Here is a 15173-nt window from a genome sequence, read left to right on the forward strand (position 1 = left end):
GTTATTCAGTTTCTACGATCATAGATGCAGCCAAACCACCCGCTGCACAAGCTGTTAGCAAACCTGCACCACCACCTCGGCGGTTTAACTCGTTCAACATTTGAGTGATCATACGTGTACCTGTTGCAGCAAACGGATGACCATAAGCAAGCGAACTGCCCATCACGTTGAATTTATCCATATCGATTTCGCCCGTTGCTTTCGAACGACCTAGTTTCTCTTGTGCGAACTTATCGCTAGCAAACATTTTCACATTCGATAAGGTTTGTGCGGCAAAAGCCTCATGCATTTCGATGAGCGTTAAATCGTTTAACGTCATACCTGCTCGGTCGAGCGCCATTGGTGTCGCGTAGGACGGCCCCATAAGCATATCTTCCCACACATCAATCGCCGCAAACGCATAACTCTTAATGTAGCCTAATGGCTTATAACCCAGCGCTTTTGCTTTGCTTTCTGTCATCATTAATACGGCTGATGCCCCATCAGTGAGTGGCGTGGCATTAGCCGCAGTCACCGAGCCATGCTTCTTGTCGAATACAGGGCGAAGTTTAGAATAACTTTCGAGTTTTGAATCAAAGCGAACGTTGTTATCTTTTGATAACGCCCCTTTGAATGGTTCTGCGTAAGCAGTCATGACTTCGTTTGCTAGCTTACCTTCGTTCCAACTGGCTGCGGCACGGGAGTGCGAACGATGTGCCAGTTCATCCTGATCTGCTCTAGAAATACCATGGGTTTTTGCCATTTGTTCAGCCGTTTGCCCCATCGACAATCCGGTTGAATATTCTGCAACCGCAGGTGGAACCGGAAGTAAGTCTTTGAAGCCAAGCTTTTTAACGACGCCCCAGCGTTGACCTAACGTTTTTGCTTTTTGTAAATCAACAAGGGCTCGTCCGAGCTTTTTGCTTACACCAATGGGTGAAACGGATGCGGAGTCTGCACCGCCAGCAATACCAACATCAATAGTGCCAGCCATCATAGATTCAAGAATATTAACGGTAGATTGGAAGCTTGTTGCACAAGCTCGAGACACGCTGTACGCATCAGTGTGGATATTCATTCCCGTACCAAGAACAATCTCACGGGCAATGTTTGGTGCTTCCGGCATTTGCACCACTTGTCCGTAAACCACTTGATCCACTTCTTTAGGATTCAAGTCATTACGAACCATTAATTCATTGACCACCATTTTGCCCAAATCCACGGCAGGCACGCCATGAAAATATGTAGCAAGCTTAGCAAAAGGTGTTCGTAAACCGGCAACAATTGCAATGCGATCCCCGGAGTGGGTCTTCAGATTTTGTTGAGTTGCCATTATCTACCTCCAAAAAAGTGGTCTGACCTGTCAAAATGGCGATTGTACCTATTACCAATGAAAATTAAAACAACTGTTTAACATTCACTGCGACTTTATTAAACAAACTCGTCTTTTGTGCTTTTAACCCCGGCATACATGTATTTTCGCTTCATCGATTCGAAACAAGACGCGCCGAGGATGGACCAAGGTTAACTCAAACACATCAATAAAGACGCTCAAAGAATACACGTAAATTTACTAAAAAGGGGTAGTTTTCCTTTTGATTATGTAAGGGAACCTTATATTAAGCTTTGGTTAAGTGTTAAAGTGCAGCATTCAAAGGGGGCATATGAGATGAACTTCCATCCCGTATGGCTGTCGATAACACGTATTTAGTTAAGACTCATCTTGAAGGGAAAAAGAATCCAGTATGGCTGAAAAAGCTTTTAATCATCTAAAACAATACCTTGATACTCAAATTATTGGGCAATCTGAGTTCACTAAGAACATACTTATCGCACTACTCGCGGATGGTCATTTACTGGTTGAAGGGCCACCTGGCTTGGCCAAAACCCGTGCTATCAATGCGTTGGCCAACGGCCTTGAAGGCGACTTTCACCGAATCCAATTCACCCCGGATTTATTGCCAGCCGATCTCACCGGAACCGATATATATCGGCCAGAAACCGGACAGTTTGTCTTCCAACAAGGCCCACTTTTTCATAACCTCATACTTGCTGACGAAATCAACCGAGCTCCGGCGAAGGTGCAATCTGCGCTGCTCGAAGCCATGGCCGAACAGCAAATTACCGTGGGCAATAAAACCTATAAATTGCCAGAACTCTTCTTAGTAATGGCAACGCAAAATCCAATTGAACAAGAAGGCACTTACCCGCTACCGGAAGCGCAATTAGACCGTTTCCTAATGCATCTGAGAATTGATTACCCTGAAGCAGATATTGAGCTGGAAATATTGCGCCTTACGCGCGGCGAAGCACTAAACAACCATGTGGCAAAGCCCACCCCGCTAACTCAAGACAGCATTTTTCAAGCTCGTAAGGATATTCTTAACATCCATTTAGCAGAAAGCTTAGAGCGATACTTGGTTGAGTTGATTATTGCCACCCGTTTCCCACAAAAATATGATAGCCAATTAGCAGAATGGATTGAATACGGCGCTAGCCCAAGGGCAACTATTGCACTTGATAAATGCGCCCGAGCCCACGCTTGGCTGGCAGGAAGAGATTTTGTTGGGCCCGACGATATTCAGGCTGTTTTCCATAATTGTATGCGTCATCGTGTTTTATGTTCTTATGAAGCAGAAGCCGAAGGCATGACAGCGGACAACATTCTCAGCCGTATTGTACAACTGGTTCCTGTACCTTAAATTTTCACTTTAATGAGCGTCTTAAATACTCATGCAAGAAGCACAAGAGTGGTTGCAGTCTCACTATGCGGATGGCTGCAACGTTAGCATTAAAGAGCTGATTCAATATCGTGGAAAAACGGGGTTAATGAACTTATCCCCGAGTAAAACGATTCAATCCAAACTGGCTGGCAGTTATGTCACAAAAACCAAAGGCCGTGGGATGGAGTTTGATGAAGCCAGACACTATCAACCCGGCGACGACATTCGAGCAATCGATTGGCGCGTGACTGCGCGTACCGGAAAAACCCACACCAAATTATACCGAGAAGAAAAAGAGCGCCCCGTGTTTATTTTGGCAGACTTTTCTCCCAGCATGTATTTCGGAACACAGTTGATGTTTAAATCAGTGCAGGCCGCCCACCTAGCATCACTCATTGCTTGGTCTGCGGCGGCGCGTGGAGATCGCGTCGGTGGCTTAGTTTTTAATGAACTGGCACACAAAGAATTCAAACCCTTAACGCGCCAAAAAGCCGTACTTTCTTTATTGAGTGGAATGACAAATCTGCACCGACAAGGGTTGCAACAAAGCTTAGAAGATGGCACCTCAGATTACGGACAAGACAATTTCAGTGACGCCTGTGCTCGACTAAGGCGTCTCGCTCGTCCCGGCAGCTTGGTTTTCATGTTGAGCGATTTTCTACATTTAAGTGAGAAAGCATCGCAGCATATTTCTCGTATTGCCAAGCATTGTGAAATCATTGCTTACCAAATTACCGACCCTTTTGAACATCAATTACCGCAAGTATCCGTGCCACAAAATGTATCGTTAACCGATGGCACACGCTCACAAACCATCACGCTTGGCGAAGCCAAAACTGCCCAAGAATATGAAGCTTCACACCAACAAATGAGCGAATTTATCGCAACAAGCTTGAAAAAGTGTCAGGCGAAACATATTCCTTTGAGCGCAGCATCTCCCATTGAAACACAGCTGACAGCCGGTTTAAGGAGCTAACAACATGAACCCCCTTGATCAGTTGCAAGACATTCATTTGCCGCAAGCCGTAAGTATGTGGCCCCCAGCTTATGGTTGGTGGTTATTGGCACTGCTCATCATATTAACTATTGGTGCAAGCGTGTACTTCTGGTTGCAGCGCCGCCAATGGTTAAAAGCGAAAAAAGCAGCGCTACAACAATTAAAAGAACTGGATCCAGAATCACAGCAGTGGCCGCAAGACGTCAACGCCCTGCTTAAGCGATTATGTTTGAGCTACTTGCCTCATGAAGACTTTGCTCGTACGCACGGCAAACAATGGGCGCAGTTTTTGGCGCAACAATTACCAGCCAAGCGTCGAGATGACTTCATTCAAGCTTTTACACCGTTATCCGAAAACCTATATCAATCGCAGCCAGCGACACTCAATACCGTTGAGGTTAATCAAGCTATTCGCCAATGGATAAAAAACTTCAAACCTAAAATGAAGCGCCAAATTAACAAGGAGGCGGCTCATGTTTGAGTTTGCATGGTGGTGGGCATTATTTGCCCTGCCCTTACCTTTTCTTGTTCGCTTGCTGCCAGCGAAAAAACAACAACAGTTGGCAGCATTGAAAGTGCCCAATTTGCCGCAGGGTATTAGCACCAGTAAGCAAAAATCTGGTACACCAAAAAGTAAGCTATTCCTTGCGACATTGGCTTGGATAGCCCTTGTGCTGGCCGCCGCCAGACCACAGTGGTTAGGCGACCCGGTGAGTATTCCCGCCGAAGGACGAGATCTCATGCTAGCAGTAGATTTATCCGGCAGTATGAAGATGGAAGATATGGAAGTAAGGGGGCAGCAAGTACACCGGTTGTCCATGATAAAACACGTCATGCAAGACTTTATCGCACGTCGTGTTGGCGACCGTATAGGGTTAATCCTCTTTGCCGATACCGCTTATTTACAAACGCCACTCACTTATGACCGCGAAACCGTTAATCAACTCTTGGATGAAACCGTAATTGGCCTTGTGGGAGAGCAAACCGCTATTGGAGATGCTATCGGATTGGCGGTAAAACGTTTTAAACAAAAAGATGAATCCAACCGGGTACTGATTCTCTTAACCGATGGTCAAAATACGGCTGGTAATATCACCCCAGAACAAGCCAAAGAATTAGCCATAGCCGAACAAATTACGGTTTACACCATCGGTGTTGGAGCTGACAAAATGCTCATGCGTAGCTTTTTTGGTACACGTCAAATCAACCCATCGCAAGAGCTAGATGAAGACATGCTCAGTGACCTAGCGCAAAGCACCGGAGGCAAATATTTCCGAGCGCGCAACACAGAAGCCTTACAAGAAATTTATGCAACACTGGACAAACTCGAGCCAGTTGAGCGCGATAGTCGCCAAATGCGCCCCTTACAAGCGCTCTTTCATATTCCGCTGGCAGTATCACTTCTTCTTTCTGTGATACTCGCTTTCATTCCATTAATTCAACTACTTAGCCGGAAGTTAAAAGCCTGATGCCCTTTGATTTACAAGACTTTCACTTCATTCGTCCATTGTGGCTGCTGGCTATCGTACCACTGCTTTTCGTTGTACTGAGTCTGCGCCATATTCAAAAACAACAGTCTGGCTGGCAAGGTGTTATTGCCAATCATTTATACGCAAGATTGATTAGCGTTCAAGGTGGAAAAACGCGCAAGCCGCCATTGCATTTGCTGGTCCTCGGATGGGTTATCACCTGCTTGGCACTCGCTGGCCCAACGTGGGAGCGACTACCTCAGCCCGTGTATCAATTACACACGGGAAAGGTGGTCATTATTGATATGACACTTTCAATGCGGGCAACAGACGTTAAACCGGATCGATTATCACGCGCCAAATTCAAAGCTATTGACCTTGTTACACAAGCGGGCGAAGGCGAAATTGGCTTAATTGCCTACGCTGGCGACGCCTTTGTGATTAGCCCGCTAAGTACCGATATTCAGAACCTTACCTCACTCATTCCAAGCTTGGCCCCTGAAATTATGCCGACGCCGGGCAGCGAACCTTTGTACGCTTTTGAAGAAGCTATCGAACTACTGGGCAACTCTGGCTATCAAAAAGGCGAGATTTTCTGGATTACTGACGGCGTGGAACTATCACAAATTGCGCCTATCACCAAACTCATAAGTCAGCATGACTACCGCGTTTCTATTCTAGGTATTGGCACAGAAGAAGGCGCACCGATTCAGCTCGCCAATAAAGAATTATTGAAAGACGGCTCAGGCGCCATTGTTGTGCCCAAACTCAACAATGATCCGCTGAAAACCATTGCCAGAAAAGGCCAAGGTAAATACGTAGATATGCAAGCCAACGATGATGATATTGTGTATTTAACAGAACAAAATTTACTAGAGCGCGAAACGCAAGAACAAGGCTCGGAAGAAGACAATAACTTCGGTGATCAATGGAAGGAAATGGGTCCGTATTTAGTGCTGCTACTCCTCCCCTTCGCGGCTTACGCCTTCCGTCGTGGGATTCTGGTTGTGCTGTTATGCGCGCTATTACCCAGCTTACCAAAACCCGCCCATGCTGGTTGGTGGGAAGATTTATGGCAGCGCCCGGACCAACAAGGCATGAAAGCGTTTAATCAAGAAAACTTTGCCGAAGCGTCAGAGCATTTTAAAGATCCAATGTGGAAAGGCAGTGCGGCCTACCGAGAAGGTGATTTTGAGTCTGCCGCAGAGCATTTCTCTCAACTCGACACCGCAGAAGCGCATTACAATCGTGGCAACGCGCTTGCCAAAGCAGGGCAATTAGACGAAGCAATTAAAGCTTATGAAAAAACGTTAGAGCAACAGCCCGATCACACCGATGCGGCAAAAAACAAAGCATTGCTTGAACAGTTGAAGCAACAGCAAGAACAAAATCAAGATCAACAGAACCAAAACAAAGATAATCAAGAACAAAACTCTGATGATCAGGAATCCGAGGAGCAAGACTCTCAAAACCAGAACTCTCAAAATAAAGACTCAGAAAGTCAATCTGGCAAAGACAACCAAGAGCAGGATAACCAAAACAACCAAGATCAACAGCAAGAGCAGCAAAGCGACTCTGAGCAAGAGCAATCTGATCAGCAAGATGAATCTCAGCAGTCCCAACAAGAAGAGCAAGAAAAGTCGGAAGAAGAACAACAATCCGATGAAAACCAATCTTCTCAAGAGCAAGACGCTGAAGCCGAAGAGCAAGAACAACAAGGGACAACACCACCTGTTTCAGCCCAGAACGAAGAACTAACAGACGAAGAAAAAGAAGAGCTGCAAAAGATGCAAACTTTACTTCGTAAAATCCCCGACGACCCAGCTTACTTATTGAAACGAAAAATGCTTTTAGAAAAACAAAGAAGAAGAACCCAACGTTTGCCTAGCAATACTGGAAGGAATTGGTAATGAGACACTCCCTAATGCGCTGTTTCCTTATTTTTAGCCTAATGTTGATTTCTGCATCAGTGCTTGCAGATGTCACCGACGTTACCGCTACGGTTGATAAAAACCCCATCATGCGGGACGAATCTTTTATTTTAGAAGTGACTGCCAATGATGAAGTTGCAGCCGGTAAATTCGATCCATCTCCTTTGCTCAAAGATTTTGTGGTTGGCAGAACCTCCACATCAAGACAAACGCAAGTGATCAACTTCGACACCACGCGCACCACTCGCTGGCAAACTGTGCTGATACCGCGCGAAATAGGTCGTTTCACCATCCCCTCTTTCAATATTGAAGGTGTGTCTACCCAACCATTTACCGTTGAAGTTTTACCTGTTTCCCAAAACAAAAACGCGCAAGGGCGAGATATTTTCATCACCACGGAAATCAGCAAAGACGAAGTGTATTTGCAGCAACAAGTGAAATACACAGCAAAATTGCACGTTGCGGTTGATCTACAAAGAGGCAGTTTAACCGCTCCACAAATTGCCGATGCTGAAATCGAACAAGTCGGGCAAGATAAAGAGTACAGCGAGATAGTAGGTGGTCGTCGTTATCGAATTATCGAGCGAACCTTTTCCATCATTCCCCAAAAGAGCGGCACCTTTAACGTACAAGCGCCGTATTTTGAAGGAGAAATGTTAGATAACTCTCGCCGCTCATTTGGATTTTTCAATCGCACTCGCACCATTAACCGCGTCGGCGAAAACCGATTCCTTACGGTAAAGCCTATTCCTGACAACTACGATCACCACTGGTTGCCAAGTGAGCACGTAGAAATTCACGACGAGTGGCAAGGCGATATTAATAATTTGACGGTAGGGGATCCTATCACCCGCACACTCACATTAACGGCAATAGGCGTGGTAGAAGAGCAATTACCGGAAATTGTCAGCCAATACCCAGATTCAGTGAAGACTTATCCAGACCAAGCGGATTCTACCACTGTCGAGCGCAACGGTACTTTTGTTGCTCAACGCAAGGAAAGCATTGCCATTATTCCCAATACGGACGGTTTGGTTACACTTCCAGAAATTAAAGTCCCTTGGTTTAATACACGTACGGGAAAAACCGAATACGCCACCATTCCTGCAAAGCAAGTCAACATAAAAGCAGCGGAAGGAACGCAAGAAACGGTATCAACACCAGAGACAAATATTCAGCCTCAAGCACCGGAATTTTCTCCCCGCTCGCAGGCAACATCACCCAATAGCGCTATCCCAACAGTGTTATCCAATCCACCTTTACCTTATTGGTCGTTAAGTAGTTGGGTATTGTTAGTGCTTTGGCTACTAACGCTTCTGGCATGGTTCATTTCATCTCGCAGAAAAACACTCAGCGTAGATACAGTCAAGCGCCACACCGCTACACACCAAAATGAGCAAGAAGCATGGAAAAAACTCGTGAACGCAGCTAAAACTAATGACTCGAAGAATCTTACAAATTATTTGCAGCAATGGCTTGCTGTCTTATGTGAGAATCCTCAACAGTCACTAGCTGCAAGCGTGTCTCAACTTAAAGATGAGCATCTAAAACAGCAAGTAACGCAGTATTTTGATAATCGTTTTGGAGCCAATAACGCAACAGACTCGTTATCAACGCTTATGGAAAGCCTAAAAAAGATAAGGAAACAATACCAAGAAAAACCAAAGGTTAAAGGGACTGAGTTAAGTCCTCTCTATCCGAATACACTATAAAGGTACAAGTGAATGATGAAACTGAAACCCATTGTGATTGCCATGGCATCAACCCTTTGGCTCGCAGGCTGTCAACAAGATACAACTGACAAAACCACTGCCACGCCAGAAGCCGAACAAAAACAAACGATGCAACAAAAAGCGGCGGCAACTGAGTCCGAGCGATTAGCGCAATTCTTTGAAGATTCTTTCCAGACCTCTTTAAAAGAATCGCCAATGTATCAATCCTACCTTGGCTTAAAATGGGATTACGGTTCTTGGGATGAAGTCACCGATGCCCAAACACAAAAGGGTATTGATCGTTTAAAACAAGAGTTAGAAGCGCTGGCTAAATTCGATGAAAGCCAATTAAGTGAGCAAGAAAAACTAAGCAAGCTGATTTTTGAAGTGGATAGCAAACGCCAGCTTGCAAATGATGAATTCCGTCATCACGACTACATCATGCACCAGTTCAGAGCTTTCCATACTATGGTGCCAAGCTTCCTCATTAATATTCATCGCGTATCAGAAAAATCCGATGCAGAAGCTTATGTTTCACGCCTTGATAGCGTCGAAACCTTATTTGACCAAGTTATTGAGCAATTACGCATTCGTGAGAAATTAGGTGTATTCCCGCCTAAATGGTCTTACGAGCAAATGATTCAGGCTTCTGAAAACGTTATTACGGGCCAGCCTTTCTCAAGTGAAGGCGAAGATTCCACTATTTGGGCCGACTTTAAAAGCAAAGTTGAAAAGTTAGAAATAGACCAAGCAGAAAAAGACAGCTTACTTGCTGATGCCAAAAAAGCATTGTTAACTTCTGTTAAACCCGCCTATGAAAAAATGATCGCTGAGCTGGATAAACAAATGCAAATCACCCCAGAAGGCGATGGTGTTTGGCGTTTACCTGATGGCGACAAGTGGTACAAAAACCGCTTAGAGTGGTTTACCACCACAGATTTAAGCGCCGATGAAGTCCACAACATTGGTTTGAAGCATGTTAAACGCATTCATAACGAAATGCGCGACATCATGAAACAAGTCAACTTCGACGGTAGCCTAGAAGAATTCTTTGAGTTCATGCGCACAGATAAACAGTTCTACTACGAGAATACTGATGAGGGGCGTGAACGTTACATGCAGGAAGCCACCGCACTCATTAATAAAATGCGTGAAACGCTACCCGAATTTTTTGGCTTAACACCAAAAGCCAACATGATCGTGAAACGAGTGGAAGCCTTCCGAGAAAAATCTGCCGGGAAAGCCTTCTATCAGCGCCCAACGCCGGATGGCTCAAGACCGGGAATTTACTACGCGAACCTTTACGACATGAATTCCATGCCAACCTACCAAATGGAAGCCTTGGCTTACCATGAAGGTATTCCGGGCCACCACATGCAAATTGCCATTGCTCAAGAACTTGAGGGTGTACCGCAATTCCAAAAATTCGTGAGCTTTACCGCATACACCGAGGGCTGGGGTTTATACACAGAGCAGCTTTCTAAAGAAATGGGCTTTTATCAAGACCCCTACTCTGACTTTGGTCGTTTAGCGATGGAACTCTGGCGCGCTTGTCGCTTAGTGGTCGACACGGGTATTCATGCGAAAAAATGGAGTCGTGAAAAAGCGATTCAATATCTTATCGACAATACACCGAATCCAGATGAAGATTCACGCAAAGCAATTGAACGTTATATAGCCATGCCGGGGCAAGCAACGGCTTATATGATTGGTAAATTAAAGATTGTTGAAATTCGCGAAAGATTGAAAAAACAACTTGGTGATAAATTCGACATTCGAGGCTTCCATGATGAAATTCTTAAAGATGGTCCAGTGCCAATGAACATTTTGGAAGACAAATTAAACGCTTGGGCTGAAAAAATACAAAAGTCTTAGGGTTGTAATCTGACCAAAGTGCTCATATTTTCTTCAAATATGAGCACTTTTTCGCTTTATATACGCAAAAGGAAAAGCAAACAACCAAATCAAGGGTTGCCGAGGTAAAAAAGGGGGGTACAATTAACGCTCACGGCTTGCTGGATCACACAATATTATGATTTTACGAAAGCAAAACTCATCAGCATCGGTCTCAAAGAACATGGCAGATAAGCAAAAACGCTACGAAGCACTTGTACATGCGCTTCACGCAGATATCTACAGATACGCATTTTGGTTAGTGAAAGATAAACACATAGCCGAGGACATTGTGCAGGAAACGTTTTTGCGTGCTTGGAAGTCACTGGACTCTCTAAATGACGAGAAAGCTGCTAAGTCTTGGCTAATTACCATCTTAAGACGGGAAAACGCCAGACGTTTCGAAAGAAAGCAGTTTGATCTTGTTGATATGGACGATGTGACATTAACCGATGATGATATTTCTCATGAAGGTAAGATGGAGCAGCGCGAATTACGCCGCCACATTGCCTCATTAAGTGAAGAATATCGCGAGCCTCTTATGTTGCAAGTAATCTTTGGTTTTAGTGGTGAAGAAATCTCAGAGCAGCTTGGGCTAAATAAAAACACGGTTATGACACGATTATTTAGGGCTAGAAACCAGTTGAAAGACGCAATCGAACAACAATCTACTACCGTGGAGCAAGCTAATGGATGATTTGGAATTTCGTCGTAAGTTGTATGCAGAGCCATACACCAGCGACGAGGCAATCTTGGGTGCAGCAGCAGATGATCCATCTAAGCAACAGTTTATCGATGAACTTAAGCAATTGGAAAATAGAATTCAATCGACAGTTCATGCCGTGCCTGTTCCTGATGGGTTAGCTCATAAATTAATCTTTAGGCAATCTATTGAAAGCCATAGCAAAAAACAACGTCGTGGTCGATTTCACCTTGCATTAGCAGCATCTATTGCATTCGTGGCCGGCCTTACGTTAACGATGGTGAATCAACAACCTGAAAAAAGTGATTTTGCAGCAATTGCTTTAGGTCACATTCATCATGAGCAAGAGTACACTAACAGTGCCAACGAACACGTTGACTTAAATGATGTGAATGCAAAATTAGCTTCATTCGGCGGTGAAATTAAAGATGATTTCTCGCATATTTATTTTGCTAATTACTGCCTGTTTGAAAAGCAGAAAAGTCTTCACCTTGTTGTAGGTGGTGAAGGTGATGATCGTTACACCGTATTTATTATGCCAAGGGGCGAAAATGAAGATTTCGTACCTAGTTTCGAAGACGAAAACTTCGTTGGAAAAGCATGGCAAACTAAAGATGCAAACGTTGTGGTTATCTCTGAAAAAACACATCCTTATGAGAAAGGAATGGAAAAGGTAAAAGAAAACCTAGTATTTTCCATCTAAATAAAATAAGTTTCTACAAGTTTACTCTCATATAAAAAACCGAGCTTAAATTAGGCTCGGTTTTTTTATGCTTAAATGGAATATTGATTTTTCTTTGCTCTGAGCAGAAATGCTAGATAGACTAATTCCCCCATTCCCAAATATAACTATAAGAATTATGGACACTTACACCCTCATCTCCCTCGCAATTTATTTCATCGCCATGTTAGGTATTGGCCTTTATTCATACAAACAATCAGACGCCGATGTTGCCGGCTTCCTTCTTGCTGGTAGAAAAGTAAGCCCCAAAGTTACCGCCTTATCCGCAGGTGCTTCAGATATGAGTGGCTGGATGCTCATGGGGCTCCCCGGCGCCATGTATATTTCCGGCATGTCTAGCGCGTGGATTGCTTTAGGCTTAGTTATTGGTGCATTTTTGAATTATATTTTGGTTGCCCCACGCCTTCGTGTTTATACCGAACTAGCCGACGCCCTAACTATCCCTGATTACTTTGAACATCGTTTCCAAGACAACTCCCACACCTTACGCATCATATCGTCTATCGTTATCGTATTATTTTTCACGCTCTATACATCATCGGGCGTAGTTGCAGGCGGCAAGCTTTTTGAAAGTGCCTTTGCAATGGATTACTACTCAGGTCTTTATATCACCACCGGAGTTGTGGTTGCGTATACCTTGTTTGGTGGCTTTATGGCGGTGAGCATGACCGACTTTGTTCAAGGTTGTATTATGTTTATTGCTCTAATTCTTGTGCCGGTAGTGGCCATTTCCAGTATGGATGGCGTATCACCGATGATGCAGCAAATTGAATCGATTAATCCTGATATGCTCAGTATTTTTAGCGGTATGAGTATCGTAGCGATTATTTCTAGTATGTCGTGGGGATTAGGTTACTTTGGTCAACCACATATCATCGTTCGCTTCATGGCTATCCGCTCCGAAAAAGTCATTCCAACTGCGCGCCGTATCGGCATGACATGGATGATAGTATCCATCATTGGAGCCTTAGGTGTTGGCCTTACAGGCGTTGCCTACATCAATATGAATCAACTGCAATTGGGCGATCCTGAAACAATTTTTATTTATTTTAGCCAAGTCTTATTTCATCCACTCATTACCGGCTTTTTGCTCGCCGCCATTCTGGCCGCAATCATGAGCACCATATCCTCCCAGTTGCTAGTTACATCAAGCTCATTAGCCGGTGATCTATACCACCGTTTTCTACGCAAAAAAGCCTCGCAAAAAGAGTTACTCTTCATGAGTCGACTCAGTGTTGTTATCGTTGCCGGTGTTGCCATTGCCTTAGCACACGATAGAAGTAGCTCAATTTTAAGCTTGGTAAGTAATGCTTGGGCTGGATTTGGCGCGGCTTTTGGTCCTCTCATTCTATTGTCATTATTCTGGAAAAAAATGACTAGAGCCAGTGCTATTGCAGGTATGATTTCTGGCGCTATAACGGTACTTATTTGGATTTATCTCCCCCTAGAAATAGCCGGGAAAACATTAAGCGCACATATGTATGAAATGGTACCGGGGTTCATTATCTCAACATTGATGATTTTGTTGGTTAGCAAGATCAGTGCTACACCGACTTCCGAAGTAATGCAACGTCATGATGAAGTAGAAAAAAGGTTGCAAGATTAGACAACAGAACCCAAGAGCATCAGCTACACTTAATTCTGATGTCATTATTTTCTGATATTGATCGCTAAACGCAGCCGCCAAAGTCTGTTTACTGCGATCAATATCATACTAATTTGGGAAACAATCTTTGTTAAATCAATTCCATCAAATGCCTGTAGTACGGACAATGATCCATATCTAGGAAACCGAGCAAATGGCTTTTTTTACCGCAAGACAACCTATTTTAGATATAGAAAAAGACGTTTTTGCTTATGAGCTCCTTTTCAGAGACAGCCTTAAAAATGTTTTTCCTGATGTTCCTCCAAACGAAGCCACATTGAAAATGGTTGAGGGCTTACAGCTAAATTTAGGACTGGATACGCTTACTCAGAATAAGCTTGCATTTATCAATTTTACAGAAGAAACCCTTTTAGAACGTTTTCCGTTAATGCTGCCACGCGAACAAGTTGTGGTTGAAGTGCTGGAAACGGTGACGCCTAACAAAAAGTTACTCGCGGTGGTGAAAGAGTTAAAACAAGAAGGCTACACCGTCGCGCTTGATGATTATGAACATGCGCCAGTCTGGAAGCACTTCTATCCCTACACTGACATCATTAAAATCGACTGGAAATTAACCTCCATTGATGAAATCCGTCAGGTGATTCAAGACATCAGTGATTTCCCTCACATCAAACTACTGGCGGAAAAAGTCGAGACTCATGAAGAGTTTGAAATAGCAAAAGAGCTCGGTTTTTGTTATTTCCAAGGGTATTTTTTCAGCAAACCTGAAGTTCTGCAAAGCCGCGCGCTCACTTCGTCACAAATGGCACTCGCTGAACTCATGGCGGAAATGGCAAAAGAAGACCCAAACATTGATCTCATTGTGCAAGCATTTGAGGTTGACGTTAATCTCTCTTTCAAGTTACTCCGATATAGCCAAAGCCCTATATTTAAACGACGCAGCGAAATCACTAACATCAAGCAAGCCATTGTGGCGCTAGGACAGCAGGAACTCAGACGTTTTGTCTCCCTCCTATTCACCACGCATATTTCAGCCGGAAAACCAGCAGAATTAACAACGATGTCGTTAGTTAGGGCGCGGTTTTGTGAGTCATTATCTAAATTACCGGATCAAACTCATGAGCCAGCAAGCGCCTTTCTTGTAGGGCTACTTTCCTTGCTCGACGCGATGTTAGATACAGAGCTAAGCGATTTATTAAACAAATTGCCGCTAGCAAACAGTATTAAGCAACCACTTTGTGAAGGCGAAGGTTTATTGGCCTCCTATCTTTCGTTGTGCCATGCCTTTGAGGCTGCAAACTGGGCTAACGCTGGTTTAATTGCCAATCAGATTGAAGTGGATTTTGATCAATCGGCACATATTTATTTAGAGTCGGTAAAATGGGCAATCGAGCGTATGAGTATTAACGATTAAAATT

Annotated in this window: 12 protein-coding genes; 11 read left to right on the forward strand and 1 reads right to left on the reverse strand. The window is 44.0% G+C overall.

Annotated features, from left to right (window positions below; genetic code table 11):
- Position 1 precedes the first annotated feature (1 nt).
- On the reverse strand, positions 2-1312 hold the full coding sequence (gene fadI / locus HJG39_RS10605; protein WP_268409060.1) for an acetyl-CoA C-acyltransferase FadI: 1311 nt from the start codon (positions 1310-1312) through the stop codon (positions 2-4).
- A gap of 412 nt (positions 1313-1724) precedes the next feature.
- Here fadI and HJG39_RS10610 point away from each other — a divergent pair, with 412 nt between their 5' ends.
- The 11 genes from HJG39_RS10610 (at position 1725) to HJG39_RS10660 (ending at position 15169) form a co-directional block, all read left to right on the forward strand.
- Positions 1725-2681: an AAA family ATPase gene (locus HJG39_RS10610; protein WP_268409061.1), complete on the forward strand. Its 957-nt coding sequence runs from the start codon at positions 1725-1727 to the stop codon at positions 2679-2681.
- A 31-nt stretch (positions 2682-2712) separates the two neighbouring features.
- Entirely contained in the window at positions 2713-3678 is a 966-nt protein-coding gene (locus tag HJG39_RS10615) for a DUF58 domain-containing protein (RefSeq protein WP_268409062.1), read from the forward strand.
- Positions 3679-3682: 4 nt separating this feature from the next.
- On the forward strand, positions 3683-4180 hold the full coding sequence (locus HJG39_RS10620; RefSeq protein WP_268409063.1) for a DUF4381 domain-containing protein: 498 nt from the start codon (positions 3683-3685) through the stop codon (positions 4178-4180).
- Positions 4173-5168: a vWA domain-containing protein gene (locus HJG39_RS10625; RefSeq protein ID WP_268409065.1), complete on the forward strand. Its 996-nt coding sequence runs from the start codon at positions 4173-4175 to the stop codon at positions 5166-5168. The genes HJG39_RS10620 and HJG39_RS10625 overlap by 8 nt, the downstream gene beginning before the upstream one ends.
- Complete coding sequence (locus HJG39_RS10630; protein ID WP_268409066.1) at positions 5168-7078, forward strand: VWA domain-containing protein; 1911 nt, start codon at positions 5168-5170, stop codon at positions 7076-7078. Before HJG39_RS10625 ends, HJG39_RS10630 begins: the two co-directional genes overlap by 1 nt.
- On the forward strand, positions 7078-8811 hold the full coding sequence (locus tag HJG39_RS10635) for a BatD family protein (protein WP_268409067.1): 1734 nt from the start codon (positions 7078-7080) through the stop codon (positions 8809-8811). The genes HJG39_RS10630 and HJG39_RS10635 overlap by 1 nt, the downstream gene beginning before the upstream one ends.
- A gap of 15 nt (positions 8812-8826) precedes the next feature.
- The gene (locus tag HJG39_RS10640; protein WP_326849253.1) at positions 8827-10686 is read left to right on the forward strand and encodes a DUF885 domain-containing protein; all 1860 of its coding nucleotides are present in this window, start codon (positions 8827-8829) and stop codon (positions 10684-10686) included.
- A gap of 157 nt (positions 10687-10843) precedes the next feature.
- A complete protein-coding gene (locus tag HJG39_RS10645; RefSeq protein ID WP_268409071.1) occupies positions 10844-11401 on the forward strand; it encodes a sigma-70 family RNA polymerase sigma factor in 558 nt (185 codons plus the stop codon).
- Entirely contained in the window at positions 11394-12110 is a 717-nt protein-coding gene (locus tag HJG39_RS10650; protein WP_268409072.1) for a DUF3379 family protein, read from the forward strand. The genes HJG39_RS10645 and HJG39_RS10650 overlap by 8 nt, the downstream gene beginning before the upstream one ends.
- A gap of 157 nt (positions 12111-12267) precedes the next feature.
- Complete coding sequence (putP, locus tag HJG39_RS10655; RefSeq protein ID WP_268409073.1) at positions 12268-13755, forward strand: sodium/proline symporter PutP; 1488 nt, start codon at positions 12268-12270, stop codon at positions 13753-13755.
- A gap of 193 nt (positions 13756-13948) precedes the next feature.
- Positions 13949-15169 carry an EAL and HDOD domain-containing protein gene (locus HJG39_RS10660; RefSeq protein WP_268409074.1) on the forward strand — a complete coding sequence of 407 codons (1221 nt, stop codon included), beginning with the start codon at positions 13949-13951 and terminating at the stop codon, positions 15167-15169.
- Positions 15170-15173: the final 4 nt, after the last annotated feature.

It is taken from the genome of Alteromonas sp. a30, from assembly GCF_026788005.1.
Lineage (GTDB): Bacteria > Pseudomonadota > Gammaproteobacteria > Enterobacterales > Alteromonadaceae > Paraneptunicella.